Annotated in this window: 24 protein-coding genes and 3 tRNA genes; 15 read left to right on the forward strand and 12 right to left on the reverse strand. The window is 65.8% G+C overall.

From position 1 onward, the window contains the following. Positions 1–197: 197 nt before the first annotated feature. The 7 genes from V3B30_RS08870 (at position 198) to dxs (ending at position 6,843) form a co-directional block, all read left to right on the forward strand. A tRNA-Phe gene (locus tag V3B30_RS08870) sits at positions 198–273 on the forward strand. Positions 274–346: 73 nt separating this feature from the next. Further along, a tRNA-Phe gene (locus V3B30_RS08875) sits at positions 347–422 on the forward strand. Between the two features lie 160 nt (positions 423–582). Next, complete coding sequence (locus V3B30_RS08880; RefSeq protein WP_262082763.1) at positions 583–1,134, forward strand: lipocalin family protein; 552 nt, start codon at positions 583–585, stop codon at positions 1,132–1,134. 164 nt (positions 1,135–1,298) lie between these two features. Next, positions 1,299–1,775 (forward strand): LEA type 2 family protein, encoded by a 477-nt coding sequence (locus V3B30_RS08885; protein ID WP_100473432.1) that lies wholly within the window; start codon positions 1,299–1,301, stop codon positions 1,773–1,775. 64 nt (positions 1,776–1,839) lie between these two features. Continuing rightward, complete coding sequence (locus V3B30_RS08890; protein WP_262082764.1) at positions 1,840–3,630, forward strand: acyl-CoA dehydrogenase C-terminal domain-containing protein; 1,791 nt, start codon at positions 1,840–1,842, stop codon at positions 3,628–3,630. Between the two features lie 534 nt (positions 3,631–4,164). Next, positions 4,165–4,830 (forward strand): HNH endonuclease, encoded by a 666-nt coding sequence (locus tag V3B30_RS08895; RefSeq protein WP_014037907.1) that lies wholly within the window; start codon positions 4,165–4,167, stop codon positions 4,828–4,830. Positions 4,831–4,935: 105 nt separating this feature from the next. Next, entirely contained in the window at positions 4,936–6,843 is a 1,908-nt protein-coding gene (dxs, locus tag V3B30_RS08900) for a 1-deoxy-D-xylulose-5-phosphate synthase (RefSeq protein ID WP_262082814.1), read from the forward strand. Positions 6,844–6,969: 126 nt separating this feature from the next. Here dxs and V3B30_RS08905 read toward each other — a convergent pair whose 3' ends face one another. The 3 genes from V3B30_RS08905 to V3B30_RS08915 form a co-directional block, all read right to left on the reverse strand. Continuing rightward, positions 6,970–7,173 (reverse strand): hypothetical protein, encoded by a 204-nt coding sequence (locus tag V3B30_RS08905; protein WP_005417823.1) that lies wholly within the window; start codon positions 7,171–7,173, stop codon positions 6,970–6,972. Positions 7,174–7,347: 174 nt separating this feature from the next. Further along, positions 7,348–7,905, reverse strand: coding sequence for a DUF3011 domain-containing protein (locus V3B30_RS08910; protein ID WP_100473435.1), 558 nt, complete (start codon positions 7,903–7,905; stop codon positions 7,348–7,350). Positions 7,906–8,037: 132 nt separating this feature from the next. Further along, positions 8,038–8,244 carry a hypothetical protein gene (locus tag V3B30_RS08915; RefSeq protein WP_262082765.1) on the reverse strand — a complete coding sequence of 69 codons (207 nt, stop codon included), beginning with the start codon at positions 8,242–8,244 and terminating at the stop codon, positions 8,038–8,040. Between the two features lie 404 nt (positions 8,245–8,648). Between V3B30_RS08915 and V3B30_RS08920 the strand changes: the two genes are divergently transcribed. The 4 genes from V3B30_RS08920 to V3B30_RS08935 all read left to right on the forward strand — a co-directional run bounded on the left by V3B30_RS08920 (position 8,649) and on the right by V3B30_RS08935 (position 10,185). Continuing rightward, positions 8,649–8,936, forward strand: a complete 288-nt coding sequence (locus V3B30_RS08920) for a hypothetical protein (protein ID WP_262082766.1) — start codon at positions 8,649–8,651, stop codon at positions 8,934–8,936. A gap of 12 nt (positions 8,937–8,948) precedes the next feature. Continuing rightward, on the forward strand, positions 8,949–9,182 hold the full coding sequence (locus tag V3B30_RS08925) for a DUF1653 domain-containing protein (RefSeq protein ID WP_262082767.1): 234 nt from the start codon (positions 8,949–8,951) through the stop codon (positions 9,180–9,182). An 87-nt stretch (positions 9,183–9,269) separates the two neighbouring features. Continuing rightward, positions 9,270–9,839 (forward strand): TetR/AcrR family transcriptional regulator, encoded by a 570-nt coding sequence (locus V3B30_RS08930; RefSeq protein ID WP_262082768.1) that lies wholly within the window; start codon positions 9,270–9,272, stop codon positions 9,837–9,839. 13 nt (positions 9,840–9,852) lie between these two features. Next, the gene (locus tag V3B30_RS08935; protein ID WP_100473447.1) at positions 9,853–10,185 is read left to right on the forward strand and encodes an SMR family transporter; all 333 of its coding nucleotides are present in this window, start codon (positions 9,853–9,855) and stop codon (positions 10,183–10,185) included. A gap of 22 nt (positions 10,186–10,207) precedes the next feature. Here V3B30_RS08935 and V3B30_RS08940 read toward each other — a convergent pair whose 3' ends face one another. From V3B30_RS08940 to V3B30_RS08960, 5 genes are all read right to left on the reverse strand, one after another. After that, positions 10,208–10,381 (reverse strand): DUF1328 domain-containing protein, encoded by a 174-nt coding sequence (locus V3B30_RS08940; RefSeq protein ID WP_006380555.1) that lies wholly within the window; start codon positions 10,379–10,381, stop codon positions 10,208–10,210. A 94-nt stretch (positions 10,382–10,475) separates the two neighbouring features. Beyond that, on the reverse strand, positions 10,476–11,117 hold the full coding sequence (locus V3B30_RS08945) for a LysE family translocator (protein ID WP_262082769.1): 642 nt from the start codon (positions 11,115–11,117) through the stop codon (positions 10,476–10,478). 98 nt (positions 11,118–11,215) lie between these two features. After that, positions 11,216–11,824: an ATP-dependent Clp protease proteolytic subunit gene (locus V3B30_RS08950; RefSeq protein ID WP_087923173.1), complete on the reverse strand. Its 609-nt coding sequence runs from the start codon at positions 11,822–11,824 to the stop codon at positions 11,216–11,218. 37 nt (positions 11,825–11,861) lie between these two features. Beyond that, positions 11,862–12,212 (reverse strand): polyketide cyclase, encoded by a 351-nt coding sequence (locus tag V3B30_RS08955; RefSeq protein ID WP_087923174.1) that lies wholly within the window; start codon positions 12,210–12,212, stop codon positions 11,862–11,864. Then, positions 12,212–12,523, reverse strand: a complete 312-nt coding sequence (locus V3B30_RS08960; protein WP_100473449.1) for a metalloregulator ArsR/SmtB family transcription factor — start codon at positions 12,521–12,523, stop codon at positions 12,212–12,214. The genes V3B30_RS08955 and V3B30_RS08960 overlap by 1 nt, the downstream gene beginning before the upstream one ends. 85 nt (positions 12,524–12,608) lie before the next feature. Here V3B30_RS08960 and V3B30_RS08965 point away from each other — a divergent pair, with 85 nt between their 5' ends. Continuing rightward, positions 12,609–13,301, forward strand: coding sequence for an aspartate/glutamate racemase family protein (locus V3B30_RS08965; RefSeq protein WP_262082770.1), 693 nt, complete (start codon positions 12,609–12,611; stop codon positions 13,299–13,301). Positions 13,302–13,325: 24 nt separating this feature from the next. Here V3B30_RS08965 and V3B30_RS08970 read toward each other — a convergent pair whose 3' ends face one another. Next, on the reverse strand, positions 13,326–13,721 hold the full coding sequence (locus V3B30_RS08970) for a hypothetical protein (protein ID WP_315973620.1): 396 nt from the start codon (positions 13,719–13,721) through the stop codon (positions 13,326–13,328). A 241-nt stretch (positions 13,722–13,962) separates the two neighbouring features. Here V3B30_RS08970 and V3B30_RS08975 point away from each other — a divergent pair, with 241 nt between their 5' ends. The 3 genes from V3B30_RS08975 to V3B30_RS08985 all read left to right on the forward strand — a co-directional run bounded on the left by V3B30_RS08975 (position 13,963) and on the right by V3B30_RS08985 (position 15,351). After that, positions 13,963–14,472, forward strand: a complete 510-nt coding sequence (locus V3B30_RS08975) for a DUF3011 domain-containing protein (RefSeq protein ID WP_262082772.1) — start codon at positions 13,963–13,965, stop codon at positions 14,470–14,472. A gap of 88 nt (positions 14,473–14,560) precedes the next feature. After that, on the forward strand, positions 14,561–14,914 hold the full coding sequence (locus tag V3B30_RS08980; RefSeq protein ID WP_100435045.1) for a DUF6713 family protein: 354 nt from the start codon (positions 14,561–14,563) through the stop codon (positions 14,912–14,914). Beyond that, positions 14,911–15,351 (forward strand): GNAT family N-acetyltransferase, encoded by a 441-nt coding sequence (locus V3B30_RS08985; protein WP_100473451.1) that lies wholly within the window; start codon positions 14,911–14,913, stop codon positions 15,349–15,351. Before V3B30_RS08980 ends, V3B30_RS08985 begins: the two co-directional genes overlap by 4 nt. Before the next feature lie 65 nt (positions 15,352–15,416). Here V3B30_RS08985 and V3B30_RS08990 read toward each other — a convergent pair. The 3 genes from V3B30_RS08990 to V3B30_RS09000 all read right to left on the reverse strand — a co-directional run bounded on the left by V3B30_RS08990 (position 15,417) and on the right by V3B30_RS09000 (position 16,198). After that, positions 15,417–15,493: transfer RNA gene (locus V3B30_RS08990), tRNA-Pro, on the reverse strand. Between the two features lie 68 nt (positions 15,494–15,561). After that, positions 15,562–15,918 (reverse strand): MerR family transcriptional regulator, encoded by a 357-nt coding sequence (locus V3B30_RS08995; protein ID WP_005410431.1) that lies wholly within the window; start codon positions 15,916–15,918, stop codon positions 15,562–15,564. After that, entirely contained in the window at positions 15,899–16,198 is a 300-nt protein-coding gene (locus V3B30_RS09000; protein WP_005410432.1) for an integration host factor subunit alpha, read from the reverse strand. The genes V3B30_RS08995 and V3B30_RS09000 overlap by 20 nt, the downstream gene beginning before the upstream one ends. Positions 16,199–16,216: the final 18 nt, after the last annotated feature.

Raw genomic sequence — 16,216 nt, forward strand, 5'->3', positions numbered from 1 at the left:
TTGGCGCTTGCGGCAACCCGCTGATTTCCACCGCAGACGATGATCGATTGGCCACGCCCTGCCCCACAACGGAGGATCAAGCACTTGGGAGCACGCAGACGGCAATGTGAAGGTTTTTTGCCAAAATGCTTGCCGTAGGCGGCTGACCTCCGTATTATGCGCGTCCTTGGCAGCGACCTAGCTGCAACGAAACACGTGGCCGAGTAGCTCAGTTGGTAGAGCAGGGGATTGAAAATCCCCGTGTCGGCGGTTCGATTCCGTCCTCGGCCACCACGTTTTGAGGACCTGCAGAAATGCAGGTCTTTTTTTCCGGGAGCCGCGATTGATTGCGGTTGCCACACAATCTGGCCGAGTAGCTCAGTTGGTAGAGCAGGGGATTGAAAATCCCCGTGTCGGCGGTTCGATTCCGTCTTCGGCCACCATCTTTCGAGACCTGCAGAGATGCAGGTCTTTTTTTGTCCATGCCCCGCGCTCGGGGCAAGTGGGGGGCAACGCACCGGCCGTCTTCGCCCGGTTGACGAAACATTTACACCGGCATGCGCGGCGGCACCTACGCTCCAGACTCCTGCCTGGAGTCTGCCGATGCATCTGCGCCCCGCCCTGCTCGCCTGCCTGCTGCTGGCCACCCTGCCGGTGATCGCCGCCGAGCCGGTGCGCGCGGTCGACCACCTGGACATCGATCGCTACGCCGGCCAATGGCATGAGATCGCGCACCTGCCGGTGTCGTTCCAGAAGCAGTGTGTCGGCGAGATCACCGCCAACTACGGGCTGCGCCGCGACGGCCGCATCAGTGTCACCAATGCCTGCCGCAATGGCGAGGGCGAACGCGTGGTCGCCGAAGGGGTCGCCCGTCCGGTGGCCGGTCACCCGGGGCAACTGCAGGTGCGCTTCGTGCCCGATTGGCTGAGCTGGGTCCCCCTGGTCTGGGCTGACTACTGGGTACTGGCGCTGGACCCGGACTATCAGTGGGCGCTGGTTGGCGAGCCCGACCGCAAGTACCTGTGGATCCTCTCGCGGCTGCCGGAAATGGATCGCGCCCGGTTCGAGCAATTGAAAGAAAAGGCCGAGGCCATGGGCTACGACCTCGGCCCGCTGCGGCTGATGGCACCATTGCGCGATACGCCCGCCGACTGAACCGCTCCGCATCGGTCGCATCCCGCGTGCCCGATCCAGCGTTGCGCACGCCCGGCCGCCATCTTCACGCGCTACCCTCTGCGACGGGTCGCCACAGGCGATCCATAAAACCATACGCCGTAGTATGCTTACGCCAACGCACCCCCTCCAGAGGACTTGCGCCCATGCTCCACCGTTTCCGTACCGCCTTGATCGTCCTGTGCACCCTCGCCCTTGTTGCCTGCAACAACGGCATCGTCAAGCGTGTTTCGGAACCGGCGGCCAGCCTGCAGCAGCTGACCGTGCGTGCCGATGGCAACTGGACCGTGGCCCTGCGCCTGCAGAACTTCAGCTCGATGCCGATGACCTTCGATGACGTCTCGCTGGCGCTGACCGTCGGCGACAACGAAGCCGGCACCCTGCTGGCCAAGCCCGGCATCTCCATCGGCGGCACCTCCGCCGACGTCATCAATGTCGACCTCGTGCCCAGCTCGGCCGCGCGCCTGGTGGTGGCCGACGCGCTGGCCAGCAACCGCACCCTGGCCTATGGCCTGAAGGGAACGGTGGCGGCCACGCCGCAGGAAAAGAAACAGCGCAGCTTCGACATCAGCAGCCGCAGCACCCTCAACCAGGCTCCCGGCCTGCCCGGCGTGCTGCGCTGAACCCGCCTTTCGTCGCGGCGCCCGGCGCCGCTCTCCCCTGCCCTGATCAAATCGAGACGTACCGATGAGCAGCTACACCGCCCCGCTTTCCGACCTCCGTTTCGCCCTGCACGACGTGCTCAAGGTCGAACCCCTGTTCGCCCGCCTGGGCTTCACCGACGCCACCGCCGACGTGGTCGATGCCGTGCTGGAAGAAGCCGGCCGCTTCAGCGCCAGCGTGCTGGCCCCGCTCAACAGCGTCGGCGACGAGATCGGCTGCGTGCTCGACCAGGCCACCGGTGAAGTGACCACTCCGCCCGGCTTCAAGCAGGCCTACGACCAGTTCGTCGAAGGCGGCTGGACCGGCCTGACTGCGTCGCCGGAGCTGGGTGGCCAGGGCCTGCCGCACACCCTGGGCGTGCCGCTGAACGAAATGATCAACGCCGCCAACCTGGCGTGGGGCAACTTCCCGCTGCTCTCGCACGGCGCCATCGAAGCGCTGAAGCAGCACGGCGAGGCCTGGCAGCACGAGGCCTTCCTCAAGCCGCTGATCGAGGGCCGCTGGACCGGCACCATGTGCCTGACCGAACCGCACTGCGGCACCGACCTGGGCCTGCTCAAGACCAAGGCCGAACCGAATGCCGATGGCAGCTACTCGATCACCGGCACCAAGATCTTCATCACCGCCGGCGAGCATGATCTGACCGGCAACATCGTGCACCTGGTGCTGGCCAAGCTGCCCGACGCCCCTCCGGGCGCCAAGGGCATCTCGCTGTTCGTCACCCCCAAGTTCAAGGTCGACCGCGACGGCAACATCGGCGAGCGCAACGCACTGCGCTGTGGCTCGATCGAGCACAAGATGGGCATCAAGGGTTCGGTCACCTGCGTGATGAACTTCGATGGTGCGCAGGGCTACCTCGTCGGCCAGCCGCACAAGGGCCTGCAGGCGATGTTCACCATGATGAACACCGCGCGCCTGGGTGTTGGCCTGCAGGGCATCGGCCTGTCCGAGCGCGCTTACCAGAACGCGCTGAAGTACAGCCGTGAGCGCCTGCAGTCGCGCGCCCTGAGCGGCGCCAAGTTCCCGGACAAGCCGGCCGACCCGATCCTGGTCCATCCGGACGTGCGCCGCATGCTGCTGACGGTGAAGTCGCTGGTCGAAGGCAGCCGCCTGCTGGCCCTGCACGCCGCCACCCTGATCGACGTCGCCCACCATGCCGAGGATGCCGCCGAGCGCGAGCGCGCCGACACCCTGGTGAGCTTCCTGACCCCGATCTCCAAGGCCTGCCAGACCGAATGGGGCATCGAGAACACCTACAACGCCCTGCAGTGCTTCGGCGGCCACGGCTACATCCGCGAACACGGCATGGAACAGCTGGCCCGCGATGCCCGCATCACCACGCTGTATGAAGGCACCACCGGCATCCAGGCGCTGGACCTGATCGGCCGCAAGACCGCGTCGAGCCAGGGCGCCGGCCTGAAGCTGATGCTGGCCGAGATCGAGGCCTTCGCCAAGGAACACGAGGGCAACGAAGCGCTCGCCGAATTCATCGGCCCGCTGCGCGCCAAGGCCGCCGAATGGGGCAAGCTGACCCTGGACGTGCTGCAGCGCGCGGCCGCCAACCCTGACGAACTGGGCGCAGCCAGCTACGACTACCTGTTCTATTCGGGTTACGTGGTGCTGGCCTACTGGTGGGCCCGCAGCGTCGCCGCCGCCGATGCCAGCGCACACGGCGCGGCCTTCGCCCAGGGCAAGCGTGAGACCGCACGGTTCTACTTCGCCCGCGTGCTGCCGCGCACGCTCAGCCACGCCGCCGCGATCCAGGCCGGCGCCGCCCCGCTGATGGCCATGGACGACGAGCGCTTCGGCGCCTGAGCCGGGCTGCCGCCCGGCCCCCGCAGAAGCCAAGGCTGGAGCTAAAGCAACAGCAACAGCTGGCTTCCTGCGGGATGGCAGGGCGGGTCCGATTGCGGGGGACGGCGCAAGTACGTCCTTGTAGCCTCGATCGCCGCTTGCTCGTGTGCGCTGTCCTGCGCACACGGCAGGGCCGGGGTTGGGCGTCCTGCCCAACCCGCCCGAGGCATGCCTCGAGCCCATGCGGCTCACGCCCCCGCAACCGGACCCACCCCGCCTTCGACAGATTTCTGCTGCTGGTAGGTGTCGACCTTGGTCGACACGGTGGATCCACGCCATGCGTGGATGAAAACCACCGAAATCCATCTGGAGAAAAGCCCCCCTTTGTTAAGGGGGGCGCGCCGACGGCGCAGGGGATAGGAGAAATGCGCGGGCATCCCAACCCGCCTACGGCGGGCTGGGATGCCGAATGCGCGGACCTGAATGTTGACGATTTGCGTGTCGCCGACAGGCGATACACAAATCGTCAACATTCAGGTATAAGCTGTTCTCCCGATGGAGACAGACACTACACGCTTGGGTCTGATCGAAGCCGGAGCTCCGTTTTCTGCTCCGGGCGCCGAAGCATCGCCCAACGCCACGACGCTGCATCGCCCCGGTTCGGTCCGGCTGCTCTCGCTTGATGCCCACGGACGCGTACTGGACTGGATCACCTGGCAGGATGCGGCCTGCCTCTACGCCCGCGAGGCGGTGGCCTGGACGCTGGGCGATCCCTGCCTTCACATCCACGGCGGCACCAACCGCTTCAGCGGCCTGCAGAGCGGCATGGACCTGCACCCCATCATCGCCGCTCGCGGCCACGCCCGCTCCCGCGCGATCGACCCGACGCCGAACCTGACCAACCAGGCCCTGTTCGCCCGCGACGCCCATCTGTGCATGTACTGCGGCCAGCAGTTCAACCGCCCCACACTCACCCGCGACCATGTCATGCCGCTGTCCAAGGGCGGCCTGGACTGCTGGGAAAACGTGGTCACCGCCTGCTTCCACTGCAACTCGCGCAAGAGCGACCGCACCCCGCAGCAGGCCGGCATGCCCCTGCTGGCGGTGCCCTACCGGCCCAGCTGGATCGAGCACCTGATCCTGTCCAACCGCAACATCCTGGCCGACCAGATGGCCTTCCTGAAGGCGCAATTGCCCAAGCGGTCGAAACTGAGCACCTGAACGCCCGGAAATGCAACCCTCACCGTCCTGTCACGGATGGCGGCGTTTGCTTGCCCCACCCCCGTTTGAGGGCGAAAATGGGCGTTCAGAAAAAGTGCGAACATGATGATCGACTCTGCCCGCTATCCCCGCCTCGCGCGCATCCAGACGCCGGATGACCTGCGCACGTTCGACGAATCCGAATTGAGGGCGGTTGCCGACGAACTGCGCGCCTACCTCATTGAATCGGTGGGCAAGAGCGGCGGACACTTTGCCGCCGGCCTGGGCGTGATCGAACTCACCGTGGCCCTGCACTACCTGTACCAGACGCCGATCGACCAGCTGGTCTGGGACGTCGGTCATCAGACCTACCCGCACAAGATCCTCACCGGTCGCCGCGACGAGATCCACACCGTCAAGCAGAAGGACGGCGTCGCGCCCTTCCCGAAGCGCGAGGAAAGCGAGTACGACACGTTCGGCGTCGGCCACTCCTCGACCTCGATTTCGGCCGCACTCGGCATGGCCATCGCCCGCCAGTCCGAAGGCGACGACCGCAAGGTCGTGGCGGTGATCGGCGACGGCGCGATGACCGCCGGCATGGCGTTCGAAGCGCTGATGCATGCCGGCGGCATGGAGCCGGAGCCGAACCTGCTGGTGATCCTCAACGACAACAACATGTCGATCTCCGAGGCGGTGGGTGGCCTGACCAAGATGCTGGGACGCGCCACCGGCAGCCGCACGCTCAACGCACTGCGCGAAGGCGGCAAGAAGATCCTGGGTGACAAGAAGAACAACCCGGCGCGCTTCGTGAAGCGCTGGGAAGAGCACTGGAAGGGCATGTTCGTGCCCTCCACGATGTTCGAGGAAATGGGCTTCCACTACACCGGCCCGATCGACGGCCACGACATGCCTGCCCTGCTGTCCACGCTGAAGACGCTGCGCGCCTCCAAGGGCCCGAAGCTGCTGCACGTCATGACCACCAAGGGCAAGGGCTACGAGCCGGCCGAAGGCGACCAGATCGGTTACCACGCCGTGGGCCCGTTCGATCCGGACAAGGGCCTGGTGGCCAAGGCCGGGGCCAAGAAGCCGACCTATACCGACGTATTCAGCGACTGGCTGTGCGATGCCGCCGCCGCCGAGCCGCGCCTGTACGGCATCACCCCGGCGATGCGCGAAGGCTCCGGCCTGGTGCGCTTCAGCAAGGAGTACCCGCAGCGTTATTTCGACGTGGCGATTGCCGAGCAGCACGCGGTCACCCTCGCCGCCGGCATGGCCACCCAGGGCGGCAAGCCAGTGGTGGCGATCTATTCCACCTTCCTGCAGCGCGCATACGACCAGCTGGTGCATGACGTGGCGATCCAGGACCTGGACGTGCTGTTTGCGATCGATCGCGCCGGCGTGGTCGGCCCGGACGGCGCAACCCACGCCGGCAACCTCGACCTGAGCTTCCTGCGCTGCGTGCCGAACCTGGTGGTGATGGCGCCGTCCAATGAAGCCGAGTGCCGGCAGATGCTCAGCACGGGCCTGCAGCATCCGGGCCCCGCCGCCGTGCGCTATCCGCGTGGCACCGGCACCGGCGTTGCGGCCGGTACCGATCTGTCGACCCTGCCGATCGGCAAGGGCGAGTTGCGCCTGCAGGGCAGCCGCATCGCCCTGCTCGCCTTTGGCAGCACCGTGGCCGCTGCTGAGCAGGTCGGCCGCGAACTGGGCCTGAGCGTGGTCAACATGCGCTTCATCAAGCCACTGGACCGCGAGCTGGTGCTGGCCATGGCCGACCAGCACGCGGGCCTGGTGACGATCGAAGACAACGTGGTGGCCGGTGGTGCCGGTTCCGGCGTCGGTGAACTGCTCAATGCCGAAGGCGTGCTGCGCCCGATCCTGCACCTGGGCCTGCCCGACAGCTACCAGCACCACGCCAGCCGCGAGGACCTGCTGGCCGAAGCCGGCATCGACGCGGCAGGCATCCGCGCCGCTGTACTCAAGCGCTGGCCGCAGCTGGCGGCAGGTACCCCGCCGCTGAGTGCAGCGGGCTGAGACCGATCAGAGACCCACAAATGAGGGGGAAGGTGCGGGACCGCACCTTCGACGGCGAAAGCGGGTAGATCCCCGCCATGCGTGGATGGCGGAATCCTGGCGGCGTGCCTCGGCAGGCACCCGCGCTCAGCCGTAACTGACCGCTTCGACGAATGCGCCGCTGGCTTCCACGCGCACGGCCGCACGCTGACCGGTGTCGACAAAGTGCAGGCGGGCCAGGGTCTCGGCGAAGTCATAGGCACGGGCGCCATCGCGGAACTCGATCGGCTCCGGCCTGTCCGGATGCAGCACGCGCCACTGGCGCTGTTCGCATTGCAGGCGGATCAACATGCAGCTCACTCCTTGAGGCAGCGTATCGATGACGGTGCGATGCCCATGCCGACTGGGGCACGCGACATCGCCGGGAGTCAGGGCACGCAAGGCACCCTGTTCGCAGACAATACGGCGTTCAAAATGTGAGCTGTATCAGATTATTCTGATTTTCACGGGCTGAACCCGAAAAGCTCAGTTCACCTGGAACTGCGCCCGGCAGCCATCACTGACCCAGATGCCACGGCGATTCCAGCCCCAGCTCTGGCCTTCGATGCAGGCGCTGCGCGAGTCCTGGCGGATCAGGCGTACACCTCGGCGGATACGGGCATCGCAGTACTCCTGGCGATGACCATTGGAATGGCAGGTGACGACATCGCCGCCGCCCCACCCATTGCCATTCCCCCAGCCGCCGCCATTGCCGCCCCAGCCGCCACCGCGGCGGTACTCACCCACGAATTCGGCACGGCACCCCTGCGTGACCCAGACGCCATTGCGCGACTGGCCCCAGGTTTCGCCCTCCACACAGGGCGAACCGGACAGCTGGCGGATCAACCGCGCGCGTCCGTCCAGGCGGCACTCATTGCTGCGGTTCTTGATCGACTCGCAGCGCACGATGCCATTGCCATCGCGGCCACCATAGCGGTCGTCGTCATAGCCGTAGCCATAGCTCTGCGCCTGAGCGCCACCGGCAGCCGCCAGCATCGGCAACAGGGTGCAGGCCAGGGTGCGCCAGGTGAGTGCCTTGCCCATCGAGATCTCCAGATGAATACGATGGCGCAAGCATCCGGGATTCACGGCCCGGCGCACAGAGGGGGGGCGCAACGGCAGTTTTTCGCCATTCAAACAACGCAACCGTGGCTGACTGCACCACGGCCGGTGGCGTCACTCTCCGACGTGGAGCGCGTCTACCGTGTTGCCAAGCGCCTCGACCCGCACCGTGCTGCGCTGGCCAGTGCGGCGGTGATGCTCCAGGGCGAGCGCGGCGGCGGCGTCAAAGGCGTCGGCACCGCGGGCATAGCCGGCGGCGTCGCCCGCCTGCGGATGCAGCACGCACCAGCGCTGGGCGTTGCATTGGACGGTGATGATCATCAGGAGGCTCCTGCGGATGGAAGGGTGCAATGGCAGGCAGACGGGCCGCTTGCCGGTACACCATCAGGCTAGCGACCGCCTCCGGGTTGGCCCATCAGATTTGTACGAAAATGCCGCGCCGCCGGGTCGGGTGTCCGCTCCCTCACATCCCTGAGTCCGTTTAGCCCGTTCATTCCGTGATCCTTGTCACGGAGTCTGCCTGGCTTCACACTACCGTCATCAACAGGGGCCCCTTCCACATGCGCACCTTCTTCTCACAGCAGCGCTGGACGTTGCTGAAGTTCTATTTCATGGCCAGCTATCTGATCCTGATCGAAGAACTGGTCCGCGCCGCCGTGCATTGAGCGCTTGCCGCTAGGGTATTTGCGACACAAACTGTCGCTTTTAGGCACGGAGCCCGCCCGATGAAAGCGCTACTTCAGATTCCCGCCCTGCTGGTGCTGTCCGCCTGTGCCAGCCCGGACAAGGCGGCGACCGCACGTGCCGATGCCAACGCGACGTCGACGGCCACGCCCGTGGTGGGGGGTGATCGCGATGCGCATGGCTGCATTGGTTCGGCCGGCTACCAGTGGTGCGAGCACAGCCAGCGCTGCGAACGCCCGTGGGAACTGGCGCAGGCGCAGGGCCTGGCCAACACCGCCGAGACAATCGATGCGTACTGCGCCAAGCCGGCCAGCCCGGCGCGCAAGTGAGCACGCTCCGTCGTGGCTGAGTTGAGTCCCCTGCCCGACCTCGCCCGTGGCCGATATCGCCACTTCAAGGGCGGCGAGTACGAAGTAATCGACATCGTCCGCAGCAGCGAGACACTGGAACCGCTCGTGCTGTACCGCGCCCTGTATGGCGAAGGCGGCCTGTGGGTGCGCCCCTACCCGATGTTCATCGAACAGGTGCCCGGCGAGCACGGCCCACAGCCCCGCTTCGCACGCATCGACGGTTGAATCCATGCTGCCGGCCCGGGTCGGCAGCCACGGCGCGGCGGCAGGCCTGCGCTACAATCGTACCGTCCAGTCGGTTTCTTCCCGCCCATGTCCGCATCCCCTTCCCGTTCGCGCCGCAAGGCGCCCGACAGCGTGCGCCAGTCATTGCTGCGGGCCACCATCACAGTGATCGGCCAGCAGGGACTGGCGGCACTGACCGTACAGGATGTCGCGCGCGCGGCCGGGGTCAGCAAAGGCGCGTTGTTCCACCATTTCAGCAGCAAGCAGGTGCTGGTCGATGAAGCCATCGCCACGCTCATCGGCGACTTCGAAGCGCAGGTGCGCAGCCTGATGGAAGGCAGCGAGCGCTACGCCTGCTTCAGCCGCGCCTACGTGCGCGCCAACTTCGATCACCTGCTGCAGCAGGAGCGGGCCAACGACATCGGCCTGACCCTGGGCAACATGCTCGAACCTGCCCTGCTTGCCCAATGGGGTGCATGGCTGCGACGCATGCTGGCCGAATTCCCGGATGAGGCCTCCGATCCCCGCCTGTATGCGGCGCGCTGCGTGGCCGACGGCTATTGGGCAACCGCCTACGGTCGTCCGTTGGATGAAGAAGAACGCCTCAATGCACTGGCCATGGCCGAGCAGGCCCTGAAACTGTGCGACCCGCAGTGAGCTGGAGCCCGCAATGAATCCCTACCTCTACCTTGCCGCCGCCATCGTGCTGGAAGTGATTGCCACGTCCCTGCTGAAGGCGTCCGACGGCATGACCCGGCTGGCGCCGACGCTGGGCGCGCTGGTCGGCTATGGGCTGTGCTTCTACCTGCTGTCGGTCACCATGAAGTCGGTGCCGACCGGCATCGCCTATGCCATCTGGTCCGGCGTCGGCATCGTGCTGATCTCGCTGATCGGGCTGATCGTGTTCAAACAGCGCCTGGATGCACCGGCGTTGATCGGCATCGGCCTGATCTGCGCCGGCGTGCTGGTGATCAACCTGTTCTCGCGCAGCAGCGCACACTGACTACGCTGCTGCGCGATCAGCGCTAGCTGACCTTCTTCGCTACGGTCATGCCGAGCAGGAACAGCACCACGGCGATGATGATGCCGGCCCAGAACAGGAACTTGGCGATGCCGACGGCGGCACCGGCAATGCCGCCGAAGCCGAGCACGCCTGCAATGACGCCGATGATGGCGAAGATGATGGCCCACTTGATCATGTCAAACCTTTCCCCGCAGGGACTGCGTACTGGATGGTCAGGCTAGGCCGCGGCCGATGCGGCAGTCGTGAACAGGCCGCGTGCGCGGCGTGAATCAGCGCGGACGGAAACGCAGCAGGGCAACCGCGAACGCCAGGAACACGCTCCCCACCAGCCGTTCGAACCAGCGTCGCGCAAACGGCTTGGCCAGCCAACGGCGCAGGCCATGGCCTCCGGCGGCATACATCACGTACCAGAACAGTTCGCAGCCAGCGAAGGTGACCACCAGCACGCTGTACTGCAATGCCTGGCCACGCGAGGGGTCCACGAACTGCGGCAGGAACGCCGCCGCGAACAGCAGCAGCTTGGGATTGCTCAAGCCCACCAGGAGACCGCCACGGAACACTGTTCCTGCGCCGAGCACCGGCGCGATTGGCAGAGCTGCGTCCACCACCACCGGCGGCGCCGGCCGGGTGCTGTCACGCCATGCCTTCAGGCCCAACCAGGCCAGATAGGCCACGCCCAGATAGCGCAGCACCTCGAACAGCATCGGCGAGGAATGCAGCAGCGCACTCAGGCCGGCTGCGGAAGCCGCCAGCACCAGCAGCATCGCCAACAGGCAGCCAGCCATCGCCGGCACGCTGCCGCGGAATCCGAGCCCGACGCTGCGGCCAAGGATATGCAGCATGTTCGGCCCCGGCGTGCCACACAGAACGAACACCGTGGCGAGGAACCACCACCAGGTATGCAGGGCCATATCGGACATCCACTTCAGAAGACCGCACCAGCATAGTGGCGGCCTGGCTGGTGCGGCACATACAGCGCAGCATGGATGTGGTGGTTACAGTGGCAGGCTCAGGCCACGAGCGCGTCGCGCCGTGCCAGTACCTGGTCGATCAGGCCCCATTCGCGTGCCTGCTCAGCACTCATGAAACGATCGCGGTCCAGGGTCTGCTCGACCTCCTCGACACTGCGTCCGCAATGCTGCGCATACAGCCGGGTGATGCGCTGCTTTGTGCGCTGCATCTCCTCGGCGTGGATGAAGATGTCGGACGCCTGGCCCTGGACGCCCCCCAGCGGTTGGTGCACGTGCAGGCTCGCGTTGGCCAACGCCGCGCGGTGGCCAGGTTCGCCGGCCATCAGCAGGAACGAGCCCATCGAGCGCGCGGTGCCCATGCACAGGGTATGCACCGGAGCGGAGATGTATTGCATCGTGTCGTACATCGCCAGGCCGCTGGAGATCACCCCGCCCGGTGAGTTGATGTACAGATGGATCGGCTTTTCCGGGTTTTCCGATTCCAGGAACAACAGCTGCGCGCAGACCAGCGCCGACACGGTGTCATCGACTTCGCCGTTGAGGAAGATGATGCGTTCACGCAGGAGCCGCGAGTAGATGTCATAGGAGCGCTCGCCGCGCTCGCTGCGTTCCACCACCATCGGTACCAGCTGCATTCTGTCCCGCATGTGCCTGCTCCCTGTAGTGTTCGATCCAGGCGCCGGCTCAAGCCGCGCGCATCACCGTGCGATGGTCGTCGTTGGAGGCCGGCGGCATCAGCGCGCGCAGGTCGGTGAGCCGATGCACGATGGTCAGCACCGTTCCTCCACCCTCGTCCGCGCGCAGCCGGAAACACACCAGGCTGTGCAGATGTGGGGGATGCGCGTCTCGCAGGTGGAAACCCAGCTCCCGCCCCTGTTCGCACAGGCAGGGCTGCGGATCGGCAAGATCGGCCGCAGGCAACCAGCGCTCACGCAGCGCCGGATCGAACAGTGCGCGCCAGACCCGCTCCGGTGGCGCTGGCAGCCGCTGCTCCATCACCAACGCGGGAACCGCTTCGTTCAGAACATCGTCCATCAGTCCATCTCCTCCAGCAGGTTCTGCAGTGCGGACATCCGCGCCGGCCAATAGGCCCGGTAACGCTGCAACCAGCGGCCGATGTGGGCCAGCCCGCGCGGATCGACCTCGTAGTGGACGAAGCGGCCTTGACGCTGTTCGCTCACGAGCCCGGCATCGCGCAGCACCGCCAGGTGCTGGGACATCGCGGACTGGCTGATCGCCATGCCCTCGCGCAGTGCACTGGCATGCTGCCCGCCATCGGCCAGCTTTTCGAAGATATGGCGGCGGGTGGGGTCGGCCAGCGCCTTGAACAGGGCGTTCTCGATCATGGCCAACACATTAGCAGTCGCTAATGTGTAGTGCAACTCCCGTATCGGCTGTGCTGCAATGAGGGCTCCTGGCATGGAGCTGTGCATGAAGACCCTTGGCCTGATCGGCGGCATGAGCTGGGAAAGCTCGGCCCAGTACTACCGTCTCATCAACGAGGACGTACGGCAGCGCCTGGGAGGCGCGCATTCGGCGCAACTGCTGCTGTGGTCGGTGGATTTCGCCGGCATCAAGCAGCTGCAGCATGACGGCGACTGGGCTGCACTGGGCGACCACATGGTTGACGCCGCACGGCGCCTGCAGGCCGGTGGCGCCGATCTGCTGCTGGTCTGCACCAACACCATGCACAAGCTGGCTGACCGCATCGAGGCGGCCTGCCCACTGCCGCTGCTGCATATCGCCGACCCCACCGCCGCAGCGATCCTCCAGGCCGGCATCCGCAAGGTGGGCCTGCTCGGCACTGCCTTCACCATGGAGCAGGCGTTCTACCGTGATCGGCTGCAGGAGCGTTTCGGGCTGCAGGTACTGGTTCCGGAGGCCGAAGATCGCCGCAGCGTGCACGACATCATCTACCAGGAACTGATCGCCGGCGTGGTCCGCGAGCGCTCACGACAGGTCTACGCCGACGTGATCGCACGCCTGGTCGAACGCGGCGCCGAAGCGATCATTCTCGGCTGCACCGAGATCATGCTGCTGGTACGCCCGGAGGACAGTGCAGTGCCGTTGTTCGATACCACTGCCCTGCATGCGCGGGCCGCGGTCGACGCGGCATTGGCCTGATCCTGCTTGCGACACGGCGCGGAATCAGTCCGCGCCCTGCACTTCCAGCGCGGTGATCAGCCAGTCGACCACCGCCTGCGAATCACACAGGAAGAAGATGGCATCGCCGGAGCGCGCTTCGGTGAGCAGGCGATAGACGGTGATCGCCACCGCCGACTGGTTGGCGATGAACACTTCCGGGCTGCGTGGCCCTTCGCTATGGCCGGCAACCGCGTGCAGCGCCTTGCGTGCGGCCACGGTGGCGGCCGGGTCCGCGCTGCGGGCCAGTTCCGGCCCGCGCAGGCCCCAGGCGATGAACACATGCTTGCCCTTGAACGTGGTGTCCAGGACCCGCACCTCGGCGCCGCCTGCGTCGGCCGAGCGATGAATGACGGTACTGCTGATCAACGCAACCCCCTGTGGTCGTCGTGGTCCGCGCATCCTCCCCCACAGGCCGCCCGCACACCAGTGACGGCAGCCACAGGCTGCGCCGACAGGCGTGGAAGACATGTAAGAAGGTGTAAACCGATGCGATCGGATGTGCAGCGATGATACGGGATGTAAGCCTCTGCATGGGCCCGCGCGTACTACTAAATCCCTACTGAGCCACTTCCGGAACGATCCGTTCCGACGGCCCCGGGCTGGGTCATTCTTGCGGCCCGTTCCCCTACCGAGGCTCTCCATGATCCATTGCCTGCAACTTCCGTTTGCCGCCTCCACCCTCGCCCTGCTGCTGGCCACCAGCACCGTGGCCGCCCAGGCCTACGACACTGACCACATTCCAGCGCTGCGCTGCGAATCCCAGTTCAACAAGACCGAGCAATGCCCCATCGAGGGCCCGATGCGCCTGGCCAGGCAGCTGTCGGTGACCCGCTGCGTGGAAGACCAGAACTGGGGCCAGAGCCGGCGAATGTTGTGGGTGACCGACGGCTGCCGCGCCGAGTTCGTCGCCGACGGATATGGGCGCGGACGCTGGCCAGGGCGCGGCCGGGATCGCGACGATGACGGCGAACGCCTGGTCTGCGAGTCCTACGAAAAGAAGGACAAGGAATGCCGTATCCGTGTGCGCCACGAGGTGCGCCTTGTCAAGCAGAAATCGGTGACGGCCTGCATCGAGGACCAGAACTGGGGCTGGGACCGACGCGGGATCTGGGTCAGCGACGGCTGCCGTGCCGAGTTCCGTGTGTATTGACTGCCGAGCACGCGCTGGCTGCGGCGGATAGACATGCGTGCGGGACAGAGCCGATAGACTGTGGCCTGTACATGGCAGGGAGCGCGACATGGAACGATGGTATCTGGCGACGCTGTTGGCGTTGATCCTGCATCAGATCGACGCTGCGTTCTGGCAGGAATGGGCCATGTTCCATGTGCCCGGTGGCATCCAGGGCTTCCTGCTGTTCAACCTGCTTGCGATCGGCTTCGTGCTTTGGGGGTATCGCCAGACCCTGCTGGGCACATCGTCGGCGCGCGGCCATGCGCTGGTTTGTGGCGCACTCGGTATTGGCACGGCGCTGATCCATCTGGCGTTTGCCCTGTTCGGTCGCGATGAATTCCACCTGCCGCTGTCGATCGCCGTCCTGCTCGCCTGCTTTGTGTCGGGCGGCGGCTTGTTGCTGCAGCTGCGCCCGCGATGAGCCGGACTTCCCACTCCGCACACCTGCGTGACGGCAGCATCCAGGACGCCGATGCCTTGATTGCGCTCGACAGCGTGGCGGCCAACGATCCAGGCCGGGCCCTGCAGATCGGCGACTGGCTGGCACGCGGCGGCGTGCAGGTTGCCGAGCAGAACGGCAGGGCCGTCGGCTACCTGGTCATTCATCACCACTTCTTCGGCGAATCCTTCGTCGAAATGCTGATGGTGGCGCACGCACAGCGCGGCCAGGGCATCGGTACCGCACTGCTGCGCCAGGCCATCGCACTGCACGGCCGGCGCAAACTGTTCACCTCGACCAATGCCTCAAACATCGGCATGCAGCGCCTGCTCGCTGCGTCCGGATTCATCGACAGCGGCATCGTGCACGGATTGGACGAAGGCGACCCGGAGCTGATCTACCGCTTCGCGGGTGCATGATCGGCCTCTGCCGCACGCACAAAAAAACCCACGCATCGCTGCGCAGGCTTCTTGATTCATCACAGTGGTCGGGACGGCCGGATTCGAACCGACGACCCTCTGCCCCCCAGGCAGATGCGCTACCAGGCTGCGCTACGCCCCGACTGATGCTGCGATGTGCCCGCCAGTGCGGCGGGCCGTGAAGTATAGCGGATTATGATGGAAATGGGATCAGCGACGCAGCAACTGCAGCACTTCTTCCAGCTCCATGCGCACCTGCTTGATGATCTGGTTGCTCAGCGCCGATTCCTCGCGGGCATCGGGACCGTCCAGACGCAGGCGTGCACCACCGATGGTGTAGCCCTGTTCGTACAGCAGGCTGCGGATCTGCCGCACCATCAGCACGTCATGGCGCTGGTAATAGCGGCGGTTGCCTCGGCGCTTGGCCGGCTCAAGGCTGGGAAACTCGGTTTCCCAATAGCGCAGGACGTGCGGCTTGACGTCGCACAGCTCGCTGACCTCACCGATGGTGAAGTAGCGCTTGGCCGGGATCGGCGGTAGTTCGCGGTTACTGCCCGGATCCAGCATAAGCTTCCACCCTCTCCTTGAGCTTCTGGCCCGGACGGAAGGTGACCACCGTACGGGCGGAAATCGGAATTTCCTCGCCGGTCTTGGGGTTGCGACCCGGGCGCTGGTTCTTGCGCCGCAGATCGAAATTACCGAAGCCCGACAGCTTCACCTGACGTCCCTGTTCCAATGCTTCACGCAGCACATCGAAAAACGCGTCGACGAATTCCTTGGCTTCCCGCTTGTTCAGACCGACTTCGTCGAACAGCTTTTCCGCCATCTCCGCCTTGGTCAATGCCATTGCCTGCTACCCCCGAGT

This window comes from Stenotrophomonas sp. SMYL41, from assembly GCF_036319965.1.
Taxonomy (GTDB): Bacteria; Pseudomonadota; Gammaproteobacteria; order Xanthomonadales; family Xanthomonadaceae; genus Stenotrophomonas; species Stenotrophomonas maltophilia_R.

Coding starts and splice junctions, on each gene's coding strand:
- V3B30_RS08880 (WP_262082763.1), top strand. CDS start 583: ATGCATCTGCGCCCCGCCCTGCTCGCCTGCCTGCTGCTGGCCACCCTG.
- V3B30_RS08885 (WP_100473432.1), top strand. CDS start 1,299: ATGCTCCACCGTTTCCGTACCGCCTTGATCGTCCTGTGCACCCTCGCC.
- V3B30_RS08890 (WP_262082764.1), top strand. CDS start 1,840: ATGAGCAGCTACACCGCCCCGCTTTCCGACCTCCGTTTCGCCCTGCAC.
- V3B30_RS08895 (WP_014037907.1), top strand. CDS start 4,165: ATGGAGACAGACACTACACGCTTGGGTCTGATCGAAGCCGGAGCTCCG.
- dxs (WP_262082814.1), top strand. CDS start 4,936: ATGATCGACTCTGCCCGCTATCCCCGCCTCGCGCGCATCCAGACGCCG.
- V3B30_RS08905 (WP_005417823.1), bottom strand. CDS start 7,173: ATGTTGATCCGCCTGCAATGCGAACAGCGCCAGTGGCGCGTGCTGCAT.
- V3B30_RS08910 (WP_100473435.1), bottom strand. CDS start 7,905: ATGGGCAAGGCACTCACCTGGCGCACCCTGGCCTGCACCCTGTTGCCG.
- V3B30_RS08915 (WP_262082765.1), bottom strand. CDS start 8,244: ATGATCATCACCGTCCAATGCAACGCCCAGCGCTGGTGCGTGCTGCAT.
- V3B30_RS08920 (WP_262082766.1), top strand. CDS start 8,649: ATGAAAGCGCTACTTCAGATTCCCGCCCTGCTGGTGCTGTCCGCCTGT.
- V3B30_RS08930 (WP_262082768.1), top strand. CDS start 9,270: ATGTCCGCATCCCCTTCCCGTTCGCGCCGCAAGGCGCCCGACAGCGTG.
- V3B30_RS08935 (WP_100473447.1), top strand. CDS start 9,853: ATGAATCCCTACCTCTACCTTGCCGCCGCCATCGTGCTGGAAGTGATT.
- V3B30_RS08940 (WP_006380555.1), bottom strand. CDS start 10,381: ATGATCAAGTGGGCCATCATCTTCGCCATCATCGGCGTCATTGCAGGC.
- V3B30_RS08945 (WP_262082769.1), bottom strand. CDS start 11,117: ATGGCCCTGCATACCTGGTGGTGGTTCCTCGCCACGGTGTTCGTTCTG.
- V3B30_RS08950 (WP_087923173.1), bottom strand. CDS start 11,824: ATGCGGGACAGAATGCAGCTGGTACCGATGGTGGTGGAACGCAGCGAG.
- V3B30_RS08955 (WP_087923174.1), bottom strand. CDS start 12,212: ATGGACGATGTTCTGAACGAAGCGGTTCCCGCGTTGGTGATGGAGCAG.
- V3B30_RS08960 (WP_100473449.1), bottom strand. CDS start 12,523: ATGATCGAGAACGCCCTGTTCAAGGCGCTGGCCGACCCCACCCGCCGC.
- V3B30_RS08965 (WP_262082770.1), top strand. CDS start 12,609: ATGAAGACCCTTGGCCTGATCGGCGGCATGAGCTGGGAAAGCTCGGCC.
- V3B30_RS08970 (WP_315973620.1), bottom strand. CDS start 13,721: ATGCGCGGACCACGACGACCACAGGGGGTTGCGTTGATCAGCAGTACC.
- V3B30_RS08975 (WP_262082772.1), top strand. CDS start 13,963: ATGATCCATTGCCTGCAACTTCCGTTTGCCGCCTCCACCCTCGCCCTG.
- V3B30_RS08980 (WP_100435045.1), top strand. CDS start 14,561: ATGGAACGATGGTATCTGGCGACGCTGTTGGCGTTGATCCTGCATCAG.
- V3B30_RS08985 (WP_100473451.1), top strand. CDS start 14,911: ATGAGCCGGACTTCCCACTCCGCACACCTGCGTGACGGCAGCATCCAG.
- V3B30_RS08995 (WP_005410431.1), bottom strand. CDS start 15,918: ATGCTGGATCCGGGCAGTAACCGCGAACTACCGCCGATCCCGGCCAAG.
- V3B30_RS09000 (WP_005410432.1), bottom strand. CDS start 16,198: ATGGCATTGACCAAGGCGGAGATGGCGGAAAAGCTGTTCGACGAAGTC.